The 20,504-nt window shown below is 66.4% G+C and carries 21 protein-coding genes; 4 read left to right on the forward strand and 17 right to left on the reverse strand.

Annotated features, from left to right (window positions below):
- Positions 1-47: 47 nt before the first annotated feature.
- From QXK92_RS11800 to prfB, 9 genes are all read right to left on the reverse strand, one after another.
- Positions 48-893 (reverse strand): maleylpyruvate isomerase family mycothiol-dependent enzyme, encoded by an 846-nt coding sequence (locus QXK92_RS11800; protein WP_306241803.1) that lies wholly within the window; start codon positions 891-893, stop codon positions 48-50.
- 124 nt (positions 894-1,017) lie between these two features.
- Positions 1,018-2,043 carry a tetratricopeptide repeat protein gene (locus tag QXK92_RS11805; RefSeq protein WP_306241804.1) on the reverse strand — a complete coding sequence of 342 codons (1,026 nt, stop codon included), beginning with the start codon at positions 2,041-2,043 and terminating at the stop codon, positions 1,018-1,020.
- Positions 2,043-3,251, reverse strand: coding sequence for a 26S protease regulatory subunit (locus QXK92_RS11810; protein ID WP_306241805.1), 1,209 nt, complete (start codon positions 3,249-3,251; stop codon positions 2,043-2,045). The genes QXK92_RS11805 and QXK92_RS11810 overlap by 1 nt, the downstream gene beginning before the upstream one ends.
- Positions 3,248-3,736, reverse strand: coding sequence for an SsrA-binding protein SmpB (gene smpB / locus QXK92_RS11815; RefSeq protein WP_306241806.1), 489 nt, complete (start codon positions 3,734-3,736; stop codon positions 3,248-3,250). Before smpB ends, QXK92_RS11810 begins: the two co-directional genes overlap by 4 nt.
- A gap of 2 nt (positions 3,737-3,738) precedes the next feature.
- On the reverse strand, positions 3,739-4,632 hold the full coding sequence (gene ftsX, locus QXK92_RS11820; RefSeq protein WP_306241807.1) for a permease-like cell division protein FtsX: 894 nt from the start codon (positions 4,630-4,632) through the stop codon (positions 3,739-3,741).
- A complete protein-coding gene (gene ftsE / locus QXK92_RS11825; RefSeq protein ID WP_306244352.1) occupies positions 4,633-5,322 on the reverse strand; it encodes a cell division ATP-binding protein FtsE in 690 nt (229 codons plus the stop codon).
- Between the two features lie 44 nt (positions 5,323-5,366).
- Positions 5,367-5,840: a hypothetical protein gene (locus QXK92_RS11830; protein WP_306241808.1), complete on the reverse strand. Its 474-nt coding sequence runs from the start codon at positions 5,838-5,840 to the stop codon at positions 5,367-5,369.
- A complete protein-coding gene (locus QXK92_RS11835) occupies positions 5,837-6,826 on the reverse strand; it encodes a mechanosensitive ion channel family protein (protein WP_306241809.1) in 990 nt (329 codons plus the stop codon). Before QXK92_RS11835 ends, QXK92_RS11830 begins: the two co-directional genes overlap by 4 nt.
- Positions 6,816-7,931 carry a peptide chain release factor 2 gene (prfB, locus tag QXK92_RS11840; RefSeq protein WP_306241810.1) on the reverse strand — a complete coding sequence of 372 codons (1,116 nt, stop codon included), beginning with the start codon at positions 7,929-7,931 and terminating at the stop codon, positions 6,816-6,818. The genes QXK92_RS11835 and prfB overlap by 11 nt, the downstream gene beginning before the upstream one ends.
- Before the next feature lie 42 nt (positions 7,932-7,973).
- Between prfB and QXK92_RS11845 the strand changes: the two genes are divergently transcribed.
- Entirely contained in the window at positions 7,974-9,332 is a 1,359-nt protein-coding gene (locus QXK92_RS11845) for an FAD-dependent oxidoreductase (RefSeq protein ID WP_306241811.1), read from the forward strand.
- A 58-nt stretch (positions 9,333-9,390) separates the two neighbouring features.
- Here QXK92_RS11845 and QXK92_RS11850 read toward each other — a convergent pair whose 3' ends face one another.
- From QXK92_RS11850 to QXK92_RS11860, 3 genes are read right to left on the reverse strand one after another with little or no spacing between them, the layout of a single operon-like run.
- Positions 9,391-10,980 carry an FAD-binding oxidoreductase gene (locus tag QXK92_RS11850; RefSeq protein ID WP_306241812.1) on the reverse strand — a complete coding sequence of 530 codons (1,590 nt, stop codon included), beginning with the start codon at positions 10,978-10,980 and terminating at the stop codon, positions 9,391-9,393.
- Positions 10,981-10,990: 10 nt separating this feature from the next.
- Positions 10,991-11,194 (reverse strand): hypothetical protein, encoded by a 204-nt coding sequence (locus tag QXK92_RS11855; protein WP_306241813.1) that lies wholly within the window; start codon positions 11,192-11,194, stop codon positions 10,991-10,993.
- A 40-nt stretch (positions 11,195-11,234) separates the two neighbouring features.
- A complete protein-coding gene (locus QXK92_RS11860; RefSeq protein ID WP_306241814.1) occupies positions 11,235-12,590 on the reverse strand; it encodes an HNH endonuclease signature motif containing protein in 1,356 nt (451 codons plus the stop codon).
- Between the two features lie 173 nt (positions 12,591-12,763).
- Between QXK92_RS11860 and QXK92_RS11865 the strand changes: the two genes are divergently transcribed.
- Both QXK92_RS11865 and QXK92_RS11870 read left to right on the forward strand, forming a co-directional pair.
- On the forward strand, positions 12,764-13,753 hold the full coding sequence (locus QXK92_RS11865) for an NAD(P)H nitroreductase (RefSeq protein ID WP_306244354.1): 990 nt from the start codon (positions 12,764-12,766) through the stop codon (positions 13,751-13,753).
- A complete protein-coding gene (locus QXK92_RS11870; protein ID WP_306241815.1) occupies positions 13,750-14,178 on the forward strand; it encodes a pyridoxamine 5'-phosphate oxidase family protein in 429 nt (142 codons plus the stop codon). The genes QXK92_RS11865 and QXK92_RS11870 overlap by 4 nt, the downstream gene beginning before the upstream one ends.
- Before the next feature lie 4 nt (positions 14,179-14,182).
- Here the strand turns inward: QXK92_RS11870 and QXK92_RS11875 are convergent, their stop codons facing one another.
- Together QXK92_RS11875 and QXK92_RS11880 are read right to left on the reverse strand one after the other, a co-directional pair.
- Positions 14,183-14,596 carry a group III truncated hemoglobin gene (locus tag QXK92_RS11875; RefSeq protein ID WP_371934159.1) on the reverse strand — a complete coding sequence of 138 codons (414 nt, stop codon included), beginning with the start codon at positions 14,594-14,596 and terminating at the stop codon, positions 14,183-14,185.
- A complete protein-coding gene (locus tag QXK92_RS11880) occupies positions 14,596-15,981 on the reverse strand; it encodes a wax ester/triacylglycerol synthase family O-acyltransferase (RefSeq protein WP_306241816.1) in 1,386 nt (461 codons plus the stop codon). Before QXK92_RS11880 ends, QXK92_RS11875 begins: the two co-directional genes overlap by 1 nt.
- Positions 15,982-16,157: 176 nt before the next feature.
- Between QXK92_RS11880 and QXK92_RS11885 the strand changes: the two genes are divergently transcribed.
- The gene (locus QXK92_RS11885; protein WP_306244358.1) at positions 16,158-17,147 is read left to right on the forward strand and encodes a nitroreductase family protein; all 990 of its coding nucleotides are present in this window, start codon (positions 16,158-16,160) and stop codon (positions 17,145-17,147) included.
- On the opposite strand, the gene QXK92_RS11890 is transcribed toward QXK92_RS11885, so the two are convergent.
- From QXK92_RS11890 to QXK92_RS11900, 3 genes are read right to left on the reverse strand one after another with little or no spacing between them, the layout of a single operon-like run.
- Positions 17,136-18,869 (reverse strand): GAF domain-containing sensor histidine kinase, encoded by a 1,734-nt coding sequence (locus QXK92_RS11890; RefSeq protein ID WP_306241817.1) that lies wholly within the window; start codon positions 18,867-18,869, stop codon positions 17,136-17,138. The two genes, QXK92_RS11885 and QXK92_RS11890, sit on opposite strands and share 12 nt — an antisense overlap.
- A complete protein-coding gene (locus QXK92_RS11895) occupies positions 18,866-19,513 on the reverse strand; it encodes a response regulator transcription factor (protein ID WP_306241818.1) in 648 nt (215 codons plus the stop codon). Before QXK92_RS11895 ends, QXK92_RS11890 begins: the two co-directional genes overlap by 4 nt.
- 25 nt (positions 19,514-19,538) lie before the next feature.
- On the reverse strand, positions 19,539-20,330 hold the full coding sequence (locus QXK92_RS11900) for a universal stress protein (protein ID WP_306241819.1): 792 nt from the start codon (positions 20,328-20,330) through the stop codon (positions 19,539-19,541).
- Positions 20,331-20,504: the final 174 nt, after the last annotated feature.

The raw sequence follows: 20,504 nt of genomic DNA on the forward strand, positions 1-20,504 counted from the left end.
CCTTTAACAGGTGTGATCCAGGTCGCTCCAAGCGACGAAACGCTTTGTCAAATAACGAAGTTGATGCGCTCGACGATCCGCCCCGCGACGTCGCGGTCACCGTCCAGTTCGACGTCCTGGCTGCGTGCGGGGCACAACGGACGCCCGCCGGCCAGCCGGGTGAACTGCAGTGCGTCGACGCGGATCGTCGCGGTCGGCTCTTGCCCGCCGAAGTCGTCGACGAGCTGGGCGCGGCCGTCTACGCTGACGCGGATCTCGTGCGCCGCCGGCCCGGTGAGGTCGAACAGGACGCGCGAACCTTCGGGCGCTTTCGCCAGTTTTCCGACGACGAAACCCATCGACGTCTCGACCTCGTCCAGCGACAGGCGCAACGCCGGTCCCTGCAAGTCTTCGTCGGACGACGGCCGCTGCAAACCGATCCGGATGTCCTGCTCGTGCATCCAGCAGTCGAACACCCGGATCCGCATGAATCGTCCGTAGCTGTCCGGCCCCGCCGGTGTGAACGACACTGCGTTCCACGCGTCTTCGGACATGTCCTGCAACACTTTTCGGCGCTGTCCGGTGACCTCGCGGAACTTCGCCAGCACCTGCGCACCCGATTCCGCGCTGAGGTGGCGGACCCAGCATTCGTTCATCACGCCGATGTCGTTGCGCACGTGGTCAAGTGCTTTGACGTCGATGTCGGGTTCGGGCGGACTGACGCCCTGCAGGAACGACTCGGTGCCGATGATGTGCGACACCACGGCCTTGACGTCCCATCCGGCCAACGCGCTCGGTGCCTGCCAGTCCGCCTCTGACAACCCGTCGAGCAGGACGTCCAGGGCGTCCCAGACGGCGAACAGACCCGCCAATATGTCGGACTTGTCGAGCAGGGTCACAGGACGGTCGGCCATGGATCGGATCCTAGTGGCGATCGCAAGGGCGGCGAAGCCGCTCGCCGCGGATCGCCACCATCGGCCTAGTGGCGATCGCAAGGGCGGCGAAGCCGCTCGCCGCGGGTCGCCACCATCGACCGATCTAGACAAGCAACCCGAACCGGACGATGAACAGTCCGCTGATGGCCACGAACACTCCTGCCGGGATTGCCCACGGCCCGCCGAACGCCACCGCATATGTCCCGACGACGGCCGCGAGCACGGCGTGAACGATGCGAACCACGACGCCGGCCCGGCTGCGCGCGGCCGACACCAGGGTGCGCCGCGGCACCGCGCGCAACAGCCAGACGAAGTTGCCGATCAGCACCACGACACTCATCACGATCAGCACCTGCATCAGCACGGTGCGGAAATCCCTGTCGTGCGACGAGCCGACAAAGGCCGACAAGATCCCCACCACCAGTGCCAGGACCGTGACGCGGCGCAGGATTGTCGCGAGAACCGCACCGATATTGCGGCGGACCAGGTTTCCCAGCGTCGGGTCGCTACCCGCGGCACCGAGGAAGCCGCGCAACGCGTGACCGAACTTTCCGCCGCGCAGCCGGTTGACGGCCAGATTGTTCTGCGCTTCGGCGTTGCCCGGGTCCAGTGACAGCGCCCGCTCGTACGCCGCGGAGGACTCTGCGATGTAGCCGAGGTCGTGCAGAATGGTGCCGCGCAGCACCAGGGTGTCGACGTCCGCCGGCGCGAGCCGCAACGCCTCGTCCACCTCGATCAGCGCGTCGTGATGACGGTGCGCCTTCTGCAGGATTCGGGCGTAGAGCCGGTGCGACAGAACCTCATTCGGGTGCTGAGTCACCGTCCGCCAGGCCATCCACAGCGCTTCCTGACCACGGCCCTGCCCGTCCAGTGCCAAAGCGTAGATTCGCATGGCGAGTTCGTCGTGCGGTGCCGCGGACAGGGCGGCGTAGGCGCTGGAAGCAGCCTGTGCATGGTCTCCGATCAGATACTCGGCCCGGGCGTGGTGGGCCAGCAGCCCCGGATCGTTGGGATGCTCGGCCAGTACCTGACGCAGCACCTCACGTGCGCGCTGGTAGTTCTTCGACTCGATGTAGGCGTCGGCGACCACGATGGCCTCGGCCACCGGGTCGGGGCCGGGCTGCGTCATTAACGAATTTTCCTGCGGCGCAGATATTTTGCCAACTCGTCGTAGCTGCCGTCGTTGTTGGCGAACTCGACGACGTTGCGCGCGGCCTCGAACCAGGGCCCGGTGCTGGGGCGGACCTGTGCGAGGGAGGCGGTGATGTCGGCCATCGACACGGGTCGCACCTGCCCGCTGCGCATGGAGTCCGCCATCGCCAATTGTGTTGCGCTGTCGCACACATGAGCCAGATCGGCACCCGAGAAGCCCTCGGTTCGCCCGGCAATGGCCTTGAGGTCGATACCTGCCGCCGGCCGATCCCTCAGGTGGTAGCGGACGATACCGGCCCTGGCTTCGGCGTCGGGTAACCCGACGAAGAGGGTGCGGTCGAAGCGTCCGGGCCGTCGCAACGCGGGGTCGACGTCCCACGGGGCATTGGTCGCGCCGAGCACGTACACACCGTCGTTGACCGAACTGGCCGAGTCGAGTTCCTCCAGCAAAGCGTTGACCACCGTGCGAATTCCCGTGTTACCGCCCAGCGCCGAACGGCGATGCCCCAGCGCATCGACCTCGTCGAAGAACAGCACGCAGGGCGCGTTGCGGCGGGCGTTGTCGAAGACTTCGCGCATGCTGCGCTCGCTCTCCCCCAGCCAGCGCTGCAGCACGTCGGCAATGCCCACCTGGTAGAAGCTGGCGCCGAGCTCACCCGAAATCGCTTTGGCAATATGGGTTTTGCCGCAGCCGGGCGGACCGTACAACAGCATGCCGCCGCGGGCGGATATCTTGAACGCCTTCATCAGGTCGGGGTTGCGAATCGGGCCCAACAGCGAAAGTTCAAGCTGCTGTTTGACATCGGCCATGCCGGCGACGTCAGCGAGTCGCACGTCACTGCGCTGCAGCACGTCGTAATCGCCTTCGTGGACGACGTCGGCGCTGTCCTCGCCTTCGACGAAGGCCGGCTCGATGATGTCGGCGACCTGCTTCTCCGCGCTGGACCAGTCGAACTGCGGCTCGGCCGGTCCCCCGCCCGCCAGCGCCGCACTGCAGCGCTGCAACACGCTCAATGCGTCGGCGTTGCCCGGGTCGCGCGTCAGCGCGGCGCTGCAATGTCCCAGGGCTTCGGCATGGCGGCCCTTGTCGGCCAGCAACCGCGCCAGGTGCACCCGCAACTCGACCACGTCGGGGCTGCGCTCGACCGCTGCCGAGAGCTCCCTGATGACGGGGTCTTCGCTCATCCCATGCCCTTGGCCCGGCGGCCGAGCTCTCTGACCACTTCACGCTGGGCGTCACGCTTGGCCAGGTCCTGGCGTTTGTCGTGCGCCTGCTTGCCGCGTCCCAGCGCCAGTTCGACCTTGACCTTGCCCTCGGAGAAGTACATCGACAGCGGCACCAGCGCGTAGTTGCCCTCGCGGATCTTGCCGATCAGGGTGTCGATCTGCCGACGGTGCAACAACAGCTTGCGGTTGCGTCGCGGCTCGTGGTTGGTCCAGCTGCCGTGCCGGTACTCCGGGATGTGCACGTTGCGCAGCCAGATTTCGCCGTCGTCGACCGTGGCGAACGCGTCGACCAGCGATGCGTGCCCCTCGCGCAGGCTCTTGACCTCGGTGCCCTGCAGCGCGATGCCGGCCTCAAAGACGTCGATGATCGCGTAGTTGTGCCGAGCCTTGCGGTTGCTCGCGATGATCTGTCTGCCGTCTTTTTTGCGCGCTTTGGTGGCCATGACTAGCGCCGTATGTAGAGGCGCAGCGTCGCGTATGCCGTCAAACCGGACATGGCCACGCCGAGCAGCAGCAGGATGGGTGAGATGTAGACGATGTCGGCGTAGTCCACCTTCGCGATCAGGTGGGCTTGATAGAACTGGCTCAGCGCGCCTTCCAGGAACAACGCCCGCACCAGGATCAGCCCGACGATCGCGATGACGACACCGACCGTCGCCGCCAGCACCGCCTCCACCAGGAACGGCAGCTGGGTGTACCAGCGACTGGCGCCGACCAGCCGCATGATGCCGATCTCGGTGCGCCGCGTGTAAGCCGCGACCTGCACCATGTTGGCGATCAGCAGAATGGCGCCGATGGCCTGCACCAGCGCCACCGCGAACGCCGCTTTACTCAGCCCGTCCAGCACCGCGAACAACCGGTCGATCAGCTGCTTCTCGTTGAGGATGCCGCGCACTCCGGGCTGACCCTCCATCGCGGCGGCGAACTCCGCGTGCTGGTCGGGGTTGCTGAGCTTGACGATGAACGACGCCGGGAACGAGTCCTTGCCGGCGACATCCTTGAACTCCGGAAATTTCTTGATCGCGTCGGCGTAGGCGTCCTGCTGGTTGATGAACCGAACCGACTTGACGTCCTGGCGCCCCTCGATCTTGTTGCGCAGCGCCTTACAGACGTCGCCGCTGCAGGTGGGGTCGTTGGCAGAAACGTCCTCGGTGAGATACACCTGCGTCTCGACCCGGTCGAGGTAGATGGCGCGGGAGTTGTCGGCCAACCGCACCACCAGCAGACCGCCACCGAACAGGCCGATGGAGATCGCGGTGGTGAGGATCATCGCGATCGTCATGGTGACGTTGCGACGAAGGCCGGTGACGACCTCGTTGAGAAGGAATCCGGCGCGCACTCAGCGATCCATCCCGTAGACGCCGCGCTGTTCGTCGCGAACCAGCCTGCCCAGCGACAGCTCGACCACCCGTTGGCGCATCGCGTCGACGATGTGGTGGTCGTGGGTGGCCATCAACACCGTCGTCCCGCTGCGGTTGATCCGCTCCAACAAATCCATGATGTCCTTACTGGTGTCTGGGTCGAGGTTGCCGGTGGGCTCGTCGGCCAGCAGAACCAGCGGACGGTTGACGTATGCGCGAGCGATAGCGACCCGTTGCTGCTCACCACCGGAGAGCTCGTGCGGCAAACGGTTGGCCTTGCCCGACAGTCCGACCGTCTCGAGCACCTCCGGAACCACCCGGTTGATCGCATCGGCGCGGCGGCCGATGACCTCGAGGGCGAAGGCGACGTTGTCATACACCGTCTTCTGCTGCAGCAACCGGAAGTCCTGGAAGACGCAGCCCATCACCTGACGCAGCTTGGGAACGTTGCGCCCACGCAGCTTGTTGACGTGAAACTTCGAGACCCGGATGTCGCCGGTGGTCGGCGTCTCCGCGGCCAGCAACAACCGCATGAACGTCGACTTCCCCGATCCCGACGGACCGATGAGGAAAACGAACTCACCCTTGTCGATCTTGACGTTGATGTCATCCAAGGCCGGACGGGCCGACGATTTGTACTGCTTGGTGACATGTTCCAGGGTGATCATCACGGCACGCCAGTGTAGCCGGGTGGTTCGCAGGGGCGCGAAACTCAGCGCGGCGGAGGCGCTGAGCTGGGCCCCGGAACAGGCGAGGGTCCCGGCCCGGGCGGTTGCTGGTCGGCGGGCGGTGTGGTCGGGGTCGTGGTTGCAGGGCAGAAGGGCGGCGGCAGCAGGCACGGCAGACCCGGTGTCGTCGTCGTGGTCGTCGTGGTCGGCGGAGGCGACGGCGTTGTCGTGGTCGGCGTGGGCGTCGTGGTGACGGGCTGCTGCTGCACCCGGGTGCGCGGCACCCACGTGTAGCCCGGGTCGGGGACGAAGCCGGGGGCCACCACCTGGCCGGGCGGCGGCGTGTCGCTGCGCGCCGGCTCGGGATGCGGACGGTAGGTGGCGTAGGTCCACCACAGCGCGAAGAACGCCACGATCAGCACCACGGTCGACGTCCGCACACGGCCCCCGAACAAGTGGCTGGGGGTGCGCTGCCTGTCACGCAGCCTCTGCAGCAGCGTGGATCCGAACTTTTTCATCGCTGCGCCACCGAACCTTTGTCGGCCTCAGGCACCTCGTCGGATGCGGGCACGCCGGCGTCGTCGACCACTCCAACCGTCGCGTCGGCCGCGGTCACGATGCCGGCCCGGCCCAGCGCACGGATGACCAGGACCCGCAACAGCCGGCCGGCCTCGAACTGCTTGCCGGGCAGGGTGCGAGCCACCAGCCGCAATGTGACGGTCCCGACTTCGATGCTCTCGACGCCCATCACTGTGGGCGAATCCAGCAGCAGCTCGCCCAACAGCGGGTTGTTTTGGGCGTTCTCACACTCCTGGTGCAGCACGTCGTTGACCCGGTTGAGGTCGGCGTTCGTCGACACCGGGATGTCGACCACCGCGCGCGCCCAGTCCTTGGAGAGATTGACCGACTTGACGATCTGGCCGTTGGGGACAGTAAACACCTCGCCGTCCGCCGAACGGAGTCTGGTCACCCGCAGCGTCACGTTCTCGACGGTGCCGGTGGCGTCGGTGGTCGAACCCTGAATCGTCAGCTTCACCAGGTCACCGAACCCGTATTGCCGCTCGACGATGATGAAGAACCCGGACAGCAGGTCTTTGACCAGTTGCTGGGCGCCGAAGCCCAGCGCGGCGCCGACGACCGTGGCCGGTGCGACCAGACCGCCGACGGAGAACTGCAGAACATCGGCGATCTGCATCATCACCATGATCGCGATGATCACGATGGAGACCCACCGGATCACCGAGGCCACGGCCTGACGGTGTTTGGTGGCCTCCGAGCGGACCAGCGCGTCGCTCTCGGCGAATCCCAGGTCGAGCTGGCGGGTGATGCGCTGGGCCACCCAGCTGACGAAGCGGGCCGCAAGCACTGCGGCGATCACCAGCATGGCGACCCGCAATCCCCTGGTGATGATCCATTCGCCGAGGGGGCCGCGCCAGAAGTCGTGCCATCGCTGCGCCGCGGAGGCGATGCCTTTTATGTGTAGAGCGAGGTTATTAGTCGTCATCTTTTCTGTTGCGCCACCGGATCCCGGCTTCCAGGAACCCGTCGATGTCTCCGTCCAGCACGGCCGCCGGGTTGCCCACCTCGTATTCGGTGCGCAGATCCTTGACCATCTGGTAGGGGTGCAGTACGTAGGACCGCATCTGGTTTCCCCAGGAGCTGCCGCCATCGCCTTTCAAGGCGTCCAGCTCCGCGCGTTCTTCGGAACGCTTGCGCTCCAACAACTTTGCCTGAAGCACTCGTAATGCCGAAACTTTGTTCTGCAGTTGCGACTTTTCGTTCTGGCAAGTCACGACGATACCCGTTGGGATATGGGTTAAACGAACCGCCGAGTCGGTGGTGTTGACCGACTGGCCCCCCGGCCCGCTGGATCGGTAGACGTCGACACGCAGGTCGCCTTCCGGGATTTCGATGTGGTCGGTGGTCTCCACCACCGGCAGTACCTCGACCTCCGCGAAGGACGTCTGACGTCGACTTTGGTTGTCGAACGGGCTGATTCGCACCAGCCGGTGGGTGCCCTGTTCGACGGAGAGAGTTCCGTAGGCGAACGGCGCGTGCACGGCGAAGGTCGCGCTCTTGATGCCGGCCTCTTCGGCGTAGGACGTGTCGAAGACCTCTACCGGGTATTTGTGCTGTTCGGCCCAGCGGATGTACATCCGCATCAGCATCTCGGCCCAGTCGGCGGCGTCCACCCCGCCCGCACCGGAGCGGATTGTGACCAATGCCTCACGTTCGTCGTACTCGCCGGACAGCAAAGTGCGTACTTCGGTGGCCTCGATGTCGGCGCGCAGTGCCTTCAGTTCCGCGTCGGCCTCGGCGAGCGCGGCTTCGGCCGCGGGTCCCTCTTCCTCGGCGGCCAGTTCATAGAGCACCGGCAGGTCGTCAAGCCGGCTGCGCAGCTCCTCGACGCGGCGCAATTCCCCCTGGGTGTGCGACAACTCGCTGGTCACCTTCTGGGCGCGGGCCTGGTCGTCCCACAGGTTGGGATCTGACGCCTCCTGCTCGAGTTTCTCGATGCGGGTTCGCAGACCCTCGACGTCAAGCACCCGCTCCACCGTGGTCAGGGTGGAGTCAAGTGCGGCGATATCGGCTTGACGGTCAAGTTCCACGGGCGACAACGTTACCGGCACCACCGTCTAGCATGCTTCTACATGCGTCCCTATCACGTCGCCATCGTCGGCTCCGGTCCGTCGGGCTTCTTCGCCGCAGCGTCTTTATTGAAGGCGGCCGACACCACCGATGAGATCGACGTAGCCGTCGACATGCTCGAGATGCTGCCGACACCATGGGGGCTGGTGCGCTCCGGTGTGGCGCCCGACCACCCCAAGATCAAGTCGATCAGCAAACAGTTCGAGAAGACCGCGACCGATCCCCGCTTCCGTTTCTTCGGCAACGTGGCCGTCGGCGAACACGTCCAGGCGCAGGAACTGGCCGAGCACTACGACGCAGTGATCTACGCCGTCGGCGCGCAGTCGGACAAGCCGCTGAACATTCCCGGGGAGAACCTGGCGGGCAGCATCTCCGCGGTCGATTTCGTCGGCTGGTACAACGCCCACCCGCATTTCGAGGAGAAGACACCGAACCTGTCCGGGGCGCGTGCCCTGGTGGTCGGCAACGGCAACGTCGCGATCGACGTCGCCCGCATCCTGGTGACCGACCCCGACGTGCTGGCGCTCACCGACATCGCCGACCACGCGCTGGAGTCGCTGCGGCCCCGCGGCGTCGAAGAGGTGGTGATCATCGGCCGGCGCGGCCCGCTGCAGACGGCGTTCACCACGCTGGAGTTGCGCGAGCTGGGCGAGCTCGAAGGGGTCGACGTGATCGTCGACCCGGCACAGTTCGCGGACATCACCGACGAGGACGCCGAGGCCGCGGGCAAGACCACCAAACAGAACATCAAAGTGTTGCGGGGCTACGCGGAGCGCGAGCCGCGCCCGGGACACCGGCGAATCGTGTTCCGGTTCCTCACCTCTCCGATCGAGATCAAGGGCGAGGAGCGCGTCGAGCACATCGTGCTGGGTCGCAACGAACTGGTCACCGACGAAAGCGGATGGGTGTCGGCCAAGGACACCGGCGAGCGCGAGGAACTGCCCGTGCAACTGGTGGTCCGCTCGGTGGGCTACCGCGGTGTGCCCACTCCGGGCCTGCCCTTCGACGAGAAGCGCGGCACCATCCCGAACACTGCCGGTCGTATCGAAGGCAGTCGCAACGAGTACGTCGTGGGCTGGATCAAGCGCGGGCCGACCGGAGTGATCGGCACCAACAAGAGCGACTCCCAGGAGACCGTCGACACGTTGATCGCCGACTTGGCCGGTGCTGCGCTGGCCGACTTCCCCGCGGATCACGCCGACCGGATCTCGGCCTGGCTGACCGAACGGCAGCCGAAGGTGATCACCTCAGAGCACTGGGACGTGATCGACCGGTTCGAGCGCTCGGCCGGCGAACCGCACGGACGTCCCCGGGTCAAGCTGCCCAACCTGGCGCGCTTGCTGCACATCGGGCACGGCTGATCCTTATCCCAACGTGGCGGTCGCGAACGCGGCCGAGGCCGGGCGAAGCGGGCCGCCACTATCCCACTAGCACTCCGGGATTGAGGATTCCGGCCGGATCCAGCGCGTGCTTGGTCGCGCGAAGCGCTTTCGCGAACGGGTCGGGCCGCTGCCGGTCGTACCACGGGCGGTGGTCGCGGCCGACGGCGTGGTGGTGGGTGATGGTGCCGCCGGTGGCGCTGATCGCTTCGGAGACAGCGGCTTTCACCTCGTCCCACTGCGCGTCCAGCGAACCCCACCGGCCGGCCGCGTAGATGCCGTAGTACGGCGCCGGGCCGTCGGGATAGACATGGGTGAACCGGCAGGTCACCACGCCGGTGCCACAGACCTTCTGGATCGCATCGCGGGCGGCACCCATTACCGCGTTGTGCAGATTCTCGAATCCGGTCCAGGTGCACGCGGTTTCGAACGTCTCGGCGATGACACCGCGGCGTGCCAGGGCATCCCGTTGGTAGGGCATCCGCAGGAAGGACGAGCGCCAGTTGGTCGCCGCATCATCTGGCCTGTCTTCTGTTGCGTCACTGTCGGATTCGCGGTTGCGGCGGGATATGACCGTGCCGCCGTGTTCGGCCGTGATCTCCAGTGCGCGGTTCAGCCAGGGGTCGATCGGATGATCGGCGGATTCGAACGCCAGCACCAGCAGGCCACCGTGCACCGGTACGCCGGCGTTCAGGAATGCTTCCGCGGGATCGAGCAACCGGCAGTTCGCGGGAAACAGACCCGCTTGGGCGACGGTCCGGGTGGCGGCGACAGCTGCCGCCCAACTCTCGAAGGCCACCGAGGCGGTGACCTGCCAGCGTGGACGGTACTGCAACCGCATCCAGGCCTCGGTGATCACACCGAGAGTGCCCTCCGAGCCGATGAAGAGCCGGTCCGGGGACGGTCCCGCGCCCGAGCCCGGTAGCCGGCGGGACTCGCTGACGCCGGCCGGGGTGACCACGCGGACGGATTCGGTCAGGTCGTCGATGTGGGTGTAGAGGGTGGCGAAGTGTCCGCCCGCGCGAGTGGCCAACCAGCCACCGAGGCTGGAGAACGCGAACGACTGCGGGAAGTGCCGCAGTGTCAGGTTGTGTTTGCGTAACTGGTCTTCGATCCACGGCCCGAGCGCGCCGGCCTGGATACGCGCGGCGCGGCTGACCTGATCGACTTCGATCACCGAGCTCATCGCGCTGACATCCAAGGTGACCGCGGGCTGCTCGAAACGTGGTTCCACGCCGCCGACGACGGAACTGCCGCCGCCGTAGGGAATGACCGAAATCTGTTGGCGGGTACACCAATCCAGCACGTCGACCACGTCCTGTTCGCGGCGCGGCCGCACGATCAGGTCGGGAAGATGGTCCAGCCGCCCCTGCAGGTTGCGCGCGACGTCGCGAAAAGCCTTGCCGCGCGCGTGCCCCGCCCGATCTACCACCTGGGATGAGCACAACCCGGCCAGGGACTGCGGCGGAGTGACCCGAGGGCTCGGCAGCCCGAGCGCGTTCGGGTCGGGGGGGCGGTGGTCGGTGAGGTCGTGGCCGGGCAGCATTGCAGCTACGCGGTCCACCAGATCTTTCGTCTCCTGCTCAGTGAGCGCCTGTTCGAGCGTGCCCCAACCCCACCACGACCGCATGCCGGTGGCGTCAGTGCTTGCGGAGAACGAGCACGCCGCCGGCCACCAGCAATATCAGGGCCAGCACGATTCCCCAGCCGGCGCCGGCGAAGTACCAGGTGACGGCCACCAGTGCGATCAGCGGCGAGACCGCGAAAAGCACAATCCCGGGGTTCTGCTTGATCACTGCCAGAGCGCTTTTGGCCCGGATGGGGTCCAGCTCATTGCCTGCCATCCGTACAGGATGCCAGGTCAACGGCACAATGCAAGCGCGATCAACCGGGTTCGTCGTCCTCGGGTGCGAACAGCTTTTCGGGACGATGGAACGTGTTGATGCGGGGTTGTCCGTGATCCAGGTGGGCGGGTGGGAGCCATTCGGTGTGGCCGTGGGCGTTTTTGCGGGTGGTCCAGCCTTTTTCGGCGAGGCGGTTATCGGGTCCGCACGCGAGGGTGAGGTCGTGGATGTCGGTGAGGTAGGTGTTCGTCCACCCGGAGACGTGATGCACTTGGCAGTGGTAGCCCGGGGTGTCGCAGCCGGGGCGGGTGCAGCCGCCTTCTTTGGCCAGCAACATTATTCGCTGGGCGAGGTTGGCCAATCGCTTGGTGTGGTACAGGGCTAACGGCTTGGCCTGGTCGAAGACCGCCAGGTAGTGATGCGCGGTGGCGGCCCAGCGGATCAGGGTGGTCAGGGGGATGCGGGTGCCGCCGGCGGTGCGGGCCCGCCCGGCCCCGGCTTCGAGGTCTTTGAGGGTGGTGGTGACGATGATGCTGACGGGCAGGCCGTTGTGGGTGCCCAGTTCGCCGGAGGCGAACAGTTCCCGGATGGCGGTAATCATGGCGTCGTGCTGGCGTTGCGGTTGGCTGCGGGTGTCGCGACGCACCGCGTCATCATCCGGATCGAACACGGGCTTGTCGTCGTCGGGGTTGCCGGCGCCGGGGGCGGCGAGTTTGGCCCACAGCGCTTCGATCAGCGCGCGGAGTTCGGGGGTGATCAGGCCGCTGATGCGTGACATGCCGTCGTACTGCTGGGGGCCCAGGACCAGGCCGCGGTTGCGGGCGCGTTCCTGCTCGGTGTAGTCGCCGTCGGGGTGCAGCAGTGCCATCAATTCGCGGGCGTAGGCGGAGACCTGGTCGGGCCGGAAGTCGCAGGCTTTGCCGGCGAGGTCTTGTTCGGCGGCCTCGCGGGTGCCGGCGTCGACGGTGGTGGGTAGGTGTGACATGAAGCTGCGGATCACCTTGACCGCGGTGTCGCCGATCAGACCGGCGCACTGGGCCGCCGCGGTTGCGGTCAGCAGTGGTGGCAGGGTTTCTCCGGTCAGGGCGCGGCGCTGGCCGAGGTCGTCGGCTTCGGCGATCCAGCGGTTGGCTTCGGCTTTGGTGATCCGTAGCCGCTCGGCCAGTGCGGCGGGCAGTTTGCCGCCGAGCTCGTCCGCACTGGCCTGGGTTTTGAGGTGGTTGATCAGGGTGTGGCGCACCGATCGGGATTGGCGCTCGCGGCGTTCCAGGCGCTCCAGGGCCCGCAGCAGCTCGGGGGTGGTGAGTGCGTCAAAGCTCAACGCGCACAGCCGGTCCTGCACCTCGTCGGACGCGTCGAAGACCTCCACGATCTCCTCACGCGTGCTCGATGACATACCCGAATTCTACGAAGGACCACCGACAACACAGGACCGGCAATTTCGGGCAAGATCAAGCGGCACAGAATATTTCGCTCACTTCGAGGCGTTGATGACACAGGACATGCCCCCCGGATGACCAAGGTCCCTACCAATCCCCCGGCGGCAACCGTAACGTCCCTGCCGTGGACATCGAGACCGTCAAGAGCGCAGTCTTGCTGGCCTGTCGGGCGCCGTCCATCCACAACAGTCAACCGTGGCATTGGGTCGTCGAGCATGACGCCGTCCACCTGTTCGCCGATCGCACCCGAACCGTTCGTGCCACAGACCATTCCGGGCGCGGTGCCCTGATGAGCTGTGGCGCGACGCTGCACCACCTCGAGGTTGCGATGGCGGCGGCCGGCTGGCGCGCCACCATCACCCGCTTCCCGGACCCGAATGACCCCCGGCACCTGGCCACCCTGCGATTCCGTCCGATCGACCTCGTCACCTCGGCACACCGCAACCGGGCCGAAGCGATCCTGCAGCGCTACACCGATCGGCTGCCTTTCGACCGCCCGATGTACTGGGACCATTTCGAGCCGGTGCTGCGCGACGCCCTCGACGACGACGTAGCCACCCTCCACGTTCTCGCCGACGAGCAGCGCCTCAGACTGGTCGAAGCATCGCAGCTGAGCGAGGAACTGCGTCGTGACGACGCGTCGTACCATGCCGAACTCGATTGGTGGACATCGCCGTTCGCGCTGTCCGAGGGCATGCCGCCATCAGCGTTGGCGTCCGACACTGAGCGGCTGCGGGTGGACGTCGCCCGGGAGTTCCCGATCCGCGGCCACCAGGAGCGCCGCCCCGGCATAGCCACCGACTGGTCGAAGATCCTGGTGTTGTCGACACCCGCCGACACAAAAGCCGATGTGCTGCGCTGCGGCGAAGTACTCTCGACCGTGCTACTCGAATGCACCATGGCCGGAATGGCGACCTGCACATTGACGCACCTGATCGAATCAAGCGAGAGCCGCGAGATCGTGCGGGACCTGATCGGCCGGCGCGGCGAACCCCAGGTCTTGATCCGCGTCGGTATCACCCCGGCGATGGAACCCCTTCCAGCTCCGACACCTCGCCGGCCATTGCATGCCGTCCTCGAAATCCGCCCCACGCCCCCAGCCGAAAGGATGAGCCAATGAGCATTGAGCCGATCACCGTCCTGTCCGAAAGCGAGAGTTGGGATCTGCTCGGCACCGCCTCGCTCGGCCGGTTGGTGACCAACTTCGGCGGCGAACCGGAGATCTTCCCGGTCAACTTCGTCGTGCAGGACCGGACCGTGTTGTTCCGGACAGCTGAAGGCACCAAATTGTTCTCGGCGGTCGGGCATCGCACGGTGATCTTCGAGGCCGACGACCACAACGTCGCCGAGGGCTGGAGTGTGATCGTGCGCGGCCGGGCCCGGCTGTTGAAGACCGACGCCGACATCCAGCAGGCCGATAAGGCCGGGCTGTATCCGTGGGTGGCGACGGCCAAGCCCAATTTCGTGCGCATCACACCGAACGACATCACCGGCCGCCGCTTCGTGTTCGGTCCCGAGCCCGACCACAACGAGACCGTCGCATAAAGCCTCAGCGGGCGAGTAGCGCGTCGAGCTCTCGAGCGTCAAACCCGTTCAACCGGCGGTGCATCGACCAGGCAATCCTGGCTGCCTGCAGCTTGGCGTGCTCGGCGACCGGCCCGTAGTAGAGCTCGTCCACCGCCTCGTTCCACAGATTAAGCCAGCGCACAAAGTGGTTCGCGGCCAACGGAGTTCGGCTGTGCAGGTCCCGGTGCACCCTCAGTGCGTTGCCGCGGTAGCGTCCGGCGCGGAAAAGTGTGGTCTCCCAGAAGTCGCACATCGTCGGGATGTGCCCGTCCAGCCCGGCGGCCCGCAACTCCGTGAACACTTCGTACAAAGTCTCGTCGTGCAATGCCGTCCCGTAGAAGCGGCGCAGCAAGGTCTCCACGTCGGCACGGTCGGTGAGATCCGGTGCGCCCGCCATCAGACCACCAGCGACAGCGGGCCACGGGTCGGAGGGTTCCTGCGTCGCTTGCTGATTTTGACCAATCTCGTGACGGCGGCCTCGATGCCGCGGGCCAGTTGGTCGACGTCGGTGACCACGTCGTAATCGGTGAGAATCCCGAAGAACATTTCGCCGGCGTAGCTGAGCATCGCCACGCCGGTGCGCAGGTCCATCGCCAGCGGTGGAACCGGGTACAACCCGGTGACCTGCCGGCCCATGATCCGCAGCGGGCGGCGCGGACCTGGCACGTTGGTCGCCACTGTCACCACGCCGCGTTGCGGCAGGCGCATCAGCAGCCCGACGGTCCATGCGCTCAGCGCAAACGGAATGCGGTTCGTCAATGCCACGAACATATTTCCCGCCTGCCGCTGACCGCTCGACTTCGCCCGGCCCAGACGGTCGTGCACCGTTCTCAGCCGTTCGAGCGGACTCTCCTCGTCCACAGGCAGATTCGGCAGCATCAACGACACCCGATTGTCTGTCTCACCGGCCGCGCCGGCCGACCGAACCGACACTGGGACCAGGGTCCGCAGCGAACCGCGCAGCGGCTTGAGCCCGCGCTCGACCATGACGTTGCGATAGCTCTCGGTAATGGCTGCCAGCGCAACATCATTGACCGTGACATCGAACGTCGAGGCGATCAGTTCGATGTCGCTCATGGCCACCCGCGCCCCGCCGTACCGGCGCTGGTCGCTGAGCGGGCCGTTCAGTGACGACGCGGACGGGATCAGCAGCCCGGCGGCGATCTCGCCGGCACCCTGGACGGCGCGGGCGATTCCGGCAGTCAGGGCAGCCGAGGCTTGCGCCACACCGCCGAACAGTGACGACCGTTGTGCGGGACTGGCTTTCGCAACTTTCCGCGGTGCACGAGCCTTACCGTGCGACACACTGCCGACACCGTCGTCACACAGCCCGGCGAGGATATGCGTGGCGGCGATTCCGTCGGCCATGCAGTGGTGCAGCTTGGTCAGCATCGCCCAGCGATCGTCGGCAAGCCCCTCGATGACCCACACCTCCCACAGCGGCCGATCCCGGTCCAAGCGCCGTGCCATCACGTCGGCGATCAACCCGAACAGTTCCCGGTCGTCACCCGGATGCGGCAGGGCGGCCCGCCGAACGTGCCGCCGGATATCGAACCCGGGATCGTCCACCCACTCCGGCGCACCAAGATCGAGGGGATGCAGCCGCAACCGCTGCCCGAACCGCGGGCAGCCGCGGATCCGTTGTGCGAAGACCGAGATCAGCGCATCCTGCTCCGGAGCCGGCCCTTCGATGACCGCTAGGCCCCCGATGGCCAGGCTGACGCGCCGATCGGCATCCTCTGCCTTGAGAAACCCGGCGTCCAGCGTCGTCAGGTGGTCCATGGATCAGCACCCTCCCAAGTATGTGCAACTGTCAGTTTCACTATCCGCCTTCGGCGGAGTCCGGAGCAGGGCCAAAGGTCCCACGCCAGTAGGGCTTCGGCCTCTGCCGCAGGTCGCGGCGCACCGACGATGCTGATTGCGTGACCACAGTCATGGACAGGAAGGGCTCGGCCCCGATGAACGCCCAATTCCCTGATGCCGACACGTTGCGAACGGTCCTCACCCTGGCCACCCGCGCTCCTTCCATCCACAACACACAGCCCTGGCGCTGGCGGGTCGGCACCGCCGGCCTGGACCTGTTCTCCGAACCGGACATGCAGCTGAAAAGCACCGATCCCGATGGCCGCGACCTGATCATCAGCTGTGGCGTCGCATTGCACCACTGTGTCGTCGCGCTCGCGTCAATGGGCTGGCATGCCAGGGTAAGTCGCTTTCCCGATCCCGAGAACCCGCGTCACCTGGCCACCATCGAGGTGGTGCCGCAGGTACCGGACCAGTCCGATATCGCGCTGGCCGCAGCGATCCCCCGCCGCCGGACCGACCGGCGCGCGTACAGTTCCTGGCCGGTGCCGGGCGGCGACATCGCGCAGATGGCCGCGCGCGCGGCCCGCAGCGGAGTCATGCTCCGTCAGGTCGACTCACTGGTCAGGATGCGGAACATCGTCGCCCGCGCCGTTTCGGATCACGCCGGCGACGACGCCTACATGCGTGAATTGACCACGTGGAGTGGGCGATACGGGGCCGTCGCCGGAGTCCCGGCCCGCAACGCGCCGCCGTCGGATCCGCAATCCCCGATTCCGGCGCGGTTGTTCGCCGGTCCGGGTCTGGCTCAGCCGTCCGGTGTTTCGCCCGCCGACGACTGTGGCGTGATCCTGGCGCTTGGCACCGAAAAGGACGACCGTCTGTCACAACTGCGCGCCGGGGAGACCACCAGCATCGTGCTGTTGACCGCCACCGCAATGGGTTTGGCATGCTGCCCGATCACCGAACCGCTGGAGATCGCGGAGACCCGCGCCGCGGTGCGCGCCGACGTGTTCGGCGACAGTGGCTACCCGCAGATGCTGCTCCGGGTCGGCTGGGCCCCGATCAACGCCGATCCCTTGCCGGCCACTCCCCGGCGCAGGCTGGTCCGTGTTGTCGACTGGCCCGAGCAACTACTGGACTAGCGGCGCTGACCACCGCACCAGTGTCCCACCCGAAGGCTGTGTGGCGATGGCGAAATCGCCGCCGGCCTCCTCCGCGCGCCGCTTGAGGTTGGTCAGTCCGCTGCCGGTGAACTCCCCAGGCATACCGCGGCCGTTGTCACCGACTTCGATGCACAGGTCGTCGTCGACCTTGACCCGCACCGTCAACGCCGTAGCCTGCGCATGCCGGACGGCGTTGCTGACCGCTTCCCGCACCACGGCCTCGGCATGATCGGCCAACATACTGTCGACCACCGAGAGCGGACCGATGTATTGAACGCTGGTGCGCAACCCGGAATCGGCGAACTGGCCGGCCGCCGCGTCGATGCGCTGACGCAGTCGGGTGATGCCCTGCGAGGACCCGTGCAGGTCGAAGATCGTGGTCCGGATCTCCTGGATGACTCCCTGCAAATCATCGATGGCCCCGGCAAGGCGTTGCTGCACTTGAGGTTCGATGGCCCGGGGAAGAGCAGCCTGCAATGACAGCCCCACTGCGAACAGGCGTTGGATCACGTGATCGTGTAGATCCCGCGCGATCCGGTCGCGATCGGTCAGCACATCGAGTTCGCGCATCTGCCGTTGTGACGTCGCCAACTGCAGGGCCAGCGCGGCCTGGTCGGCGAAAGCGGCCATCATCTCGAGTTGATCGTTGCTGAAGAATCCCGCGCCGTCCCGGCCCAGGACGACGACCACGCCCGCGACGGTGCCGGTGGCGCGCAGCGGCAACAACAACGCCGGACCTATTTCATCCAGGCCGTCCAAGTCACCTTCGGCCAACTGGTCGATCTGCCGTGGCATACCGTTGACGAAGACCTCCCCCAGCGACGTGCCGTTCACCGGAATAGTCTGTCCCGCAACGTGGCTCACTGCGGGCCCGAGCGTCTCGATCACCATCAGTTCGGCGACATCGGCAGGCGAGGCGGTCTCGTCGAGAGGAACGGCAACCAGGGCCGCCTCAGCGGCGGTCAGCTTGAGCGCCTCCTCCGCGAGCAGGCGGTAGACCGTGGCGGGTTCGGTGCCGGACAACAGTTCGGTGGCGATATCCCGGGTCGACTCGATCCACGCCTGGCGCTCTTTGGCCTGCTGGTAGAGAGCGGCATTCGCGATCGCGATACCCGCGGCCGCCGCCAGCGCCTGCACCAGTACTTCGTCGTCGTCGGTGAACGGTTGACCGTTGGTCTTGTCGGTCAGATACAGCGTGCCGAACGACTCCTCCCGCACCAGGATCGGCACGCCGAGGAAGGTCCGCATCGGCGGATGATTCGGTGGAAACCCGACCGATGCCGGGTGCTTCGAAAGATCGTCCAGCCGCAGCGCTTTCGGTTCATCGATGAACAAGCCGATGATGCCTTTGCCCTGGGGCAGGGGGCCGATGCGCCGCACTGTCTCTTCGTCGATGCCCTCGTGGACGAAGTTCATCACCCGCTGTTCGCCGTCGTGCACTTCCAGGGCGCCGTAGCGGGCGTCGACCAGCTCTGTCGCGGAGTGCACGATGGCGCGCAACGTGGCATTCAGCTCCAGTCCCGAGGTGACCACCAGCATGGCTTCCAGCAGCCCGTCGAGCCGGTCGCGGCCCTCGACGATCTGCTCGACCCGATCCTGCACTTCGACGAGCAGTTCCCGCAGCCGCAACTGGGACAGCGTCTGACGGAGCGGATGCAGACCACCTTCCTGGTCGGCCTCGACCGGCTCCCCGACGGTCATCGGCCGGCACCTTCGGAGCGCTTCAATTGCGTTGCGAAGACGGCAGCTTGGGTCCGGCGCTCCATGCCGAGTTTCGCCAGCAGCCGCGAGACGTAGTTCTTCACCGTCTTCTCGGCGAGAAACATGCGATCGGCGATCTGCTTGTTGGTCAGGCCTTCGCTGAGCAGACCCAGCAGCGCGCGCTCCTGGTCGGTGAGACCGGACAACGGATCCTGCTTCTCGGTCGCGTCGCGCAATTTAGACATCAGCGCCGCCGCCGCACGATTGTCCAACAGTGACCTGCCGGCGCCCACGTCCTTGACCGCCCGGGCCAGCTCCATGCCCTTGATGTCCTTGACGACGTAGCCGCTGGCGCCGGCCAGGATGGCATCCAGCATCGCTTCGTCGGAGGTGTACGACGTCAGAATCAGGCACCTCAATTCCGGCATGCGCGACAACAGGTCCCGGCACAGCTCGATACCGTTGCCGTCGGGCAGCCGGACATCGAGAACCGCGACATCCGGACCCGCCGCCGGAATCCGCGACATCGCTTCGGCAACCGAGCCGGCTTCGCCGACCACGTCGAGCTCGGGGTCGGCCCCGAGTAGGTCGATCAGACCGCGTCGCACCACTTCATGGTCGTCGACCAGGAAGACTTTTACCAAGGCATCACTCCTGATCTCGCCATTACTACAGATTGCCGCTTCGCACCGTCAGCACCGAGGAGCCCGCGTTGTACACGCTGCGCACCTGCGCGGCGTGCGCGTCGGTGACGAATAGCTGACCTGGCCCCTCGTTGTCAGCCATGTAGCGGCCACCGTGTCCCCGCACGATCGCCGACTCCACCCGCACATCGGGATACAAGCGTGTCCACCGGGTCAGCCTGCGGTCCAATTGCGCTTTCGCCAAGCGGTTTCCGTCACCCGCCTGCGCGTGGGTCTCCTGCACGGAAACGGCGCGCAGCGGGACGCCACGCAGGCGAGCCTCCTGGAAGGCATGGCGCAACACGGCGCCGTTGTCCGCTTCCGCGACCACTCGCCTGATCGTCGGGACCGTGGTGCCGTCGGGCGACCGGTGGATCACCGCGACGGGACACAGCGAGGATCCGGCCAGCGCGCCGGCAACGGATCCCTGACCGCTGTGCGCGTGATTGCGCCCGATCGAGCCGACACAGATCATCGACGCCGACCGGGACTCCTGCATCAGTTTGGTGAGGGGCCGGCCCCAGAGGATCTCGGTGTCGACCACCACCTCTTTGCCGGTCGCCTTGATCGCCTGCTGGGCGTCGAACAACGCCGCGCGCGCGGCTGCCTGGTGCCCGGCGATTCCGCCTGAGACTGGCGGCGATTCGATGACGTAGACCAGTCGCAGCGGAACGTCTCGGGTGACCGCTTCATCAATTGCCCACAGCGCAGCGTGCAGAGCCGCCCTCGAACCGTCGATACCCACGACGACTGCGGGACCTGAGTCGCGGCTGCTCATCGCGGTCTCTCCTTAACTCGAACGGTCGGCCAACCCGAACGCTATTGACCACTCGCCGGCCGCCCAAGAGGCCTTGGTCCCCGGATCGGTGGCTTAGGTCCCTAGAGCGAAGGGTTTCGCGCGAACTCTTGCCACCGCGGCACGGCGCGAATTTGATGGGTCTGGGCGCCCTGA

The sequence above is a fragment of the Mycobacterium sp. TY815 genome (assembly GCF_030755135.1).
GTDB lineage: Bacteria > Actinomycetota > Actinomycetes > Mycobacteriales > Mycobacteriaceae > Mycobacterium.

What these genes read in the sequence shown, in the direction of transcription:
- QXK92_RS11855 (WP_306241813.1), bottom strand. Translation starts at nt 11,194, where the DNA reads ATGGCAGGCAATGAGCTGGACCCCATCCGGGCCAAAAGCGCTCTGGCA.
- QXK92_RS11900 (WP_306241819.1), bottom strand. Translation starts at nt 20,330, where the DNA reads ATGAGCAGCCGCGACTCAGGTCCCGCAGTCGTCGTGGGTATCGACGGT.
- QXK92_RS11860 (WP_306241814.1), bottom strand. Translation starts at nt 12,590, where the DNA reads ATGTCATCGAGCACGCGTGAGGAGATCGTGGAGGTCTTCGACGCGTCC.
- QXK92_RS11870 (WP_306241815.1), top strand. Translation starts at nt 13,750, where the DNA reads ATGAGCATTGAGCCGATCACCGTCCTGTCCGAAAGCGAGAGTTGGGAT.
- QXK92_RS11890 (WP_306241817.1), bottom strand. Translation starts at nt 18,869, where the DNA reads ATGACCGTCGGGGAGCCGGTCGAGGCCGACCAGGAAGGTGGTCTGCAT.
- QXK92_RS11830 (WP_306241808.1), bottom strand. Translation starts at nt 5,840, where the DNA reads ATGAAAAAGTTCGGATCCACGCTGCTGCAGAGGCTGCGTGACAGGCAG.
- ftsE (WP_306244352.1), bottom strand. Translation starts at nt 5,322, where the DNA reads ATGATCACCCTGGAACATGTCACCAAGCAGTACAAATCGTCGGCCCGT.
- QXK92_RS11845 (WP_306241811.1), top strand. Translation starts at nt 7,974, where the DNA reads ATGCGTCCCTATCACGTCGCCATCGTCGGCTCCGGTCCGTCGGGCTTC.
- QXK92_RS11850 (WP_306241812.1), bottom strand. Translation starts at nt 10,980, where the DNA reads ATGCGGTCGTGGTGGGGTTGGGGCACGCTCGAACAGGCGCTCACTGAG.
- QXK92_RS11810 (WP_306241805.1), bottom strand. Translation starts at nt 3,251, where the DNA reads ATGAGCGAAGACCCCGTCATCAGGGAGCTCTCGGCAGCGGTCGAGCGC.
- QXK92_RS11880 (WP_306241816.1), bottom strand. Translation starts at nt 15,981, where the DNA reads ATGGACCACCTGACGACGCTGGACGCCGGGTTTCTCAAGGCAGAGGAT.
- QXK92_RS11875 (WP_371934159.1), bottom strand. Translation starts at nt 14,596, where the DNA reads ATGGCGGGCGCACCGGATCTCACCGACCGTGCCGACGTGGAGACCTTG.
- QXK92_RS11805 (WP_306241804.1), bottom strand. Translation starts at nt 2,043, where the DNA reads ATGACGCAGCCCGGCCCCGACCCGGTGGCCGAGGCCATCGTGGTCGCC.
- QXK92_RS11800 (WP_306241803.1), bottom strand. Translation starts at nt 893, where the DNA reads ATGGCCGACCGTCCTGTGACCCTGCTCGACAAGTCCGACATATTGGCG.
- QXK92_RS11885 (WP_306244358.1), top strand. Translation starts at nt 16,158, where the DNA reads ATGAACGCCCAATTCCCTGATGCCGACACGTTGCGAACGGTCCTCACC.
- QXK92_RS11835 (WP_306241809.1), bottom strand. Translation starts at nt 6,826, where the DNA reads ATGACGACTAATAACCTCGCTCTACACATAAAAGGCATCGCCTCCGCG.
- smpB (WP_306241806.1), bottom strand. Translation starts at nt 3,736, where the DNA reads ATGGCCACCAAAGCGCGCAAAAAAGACGGCAGACAGATCATCGCGAGC.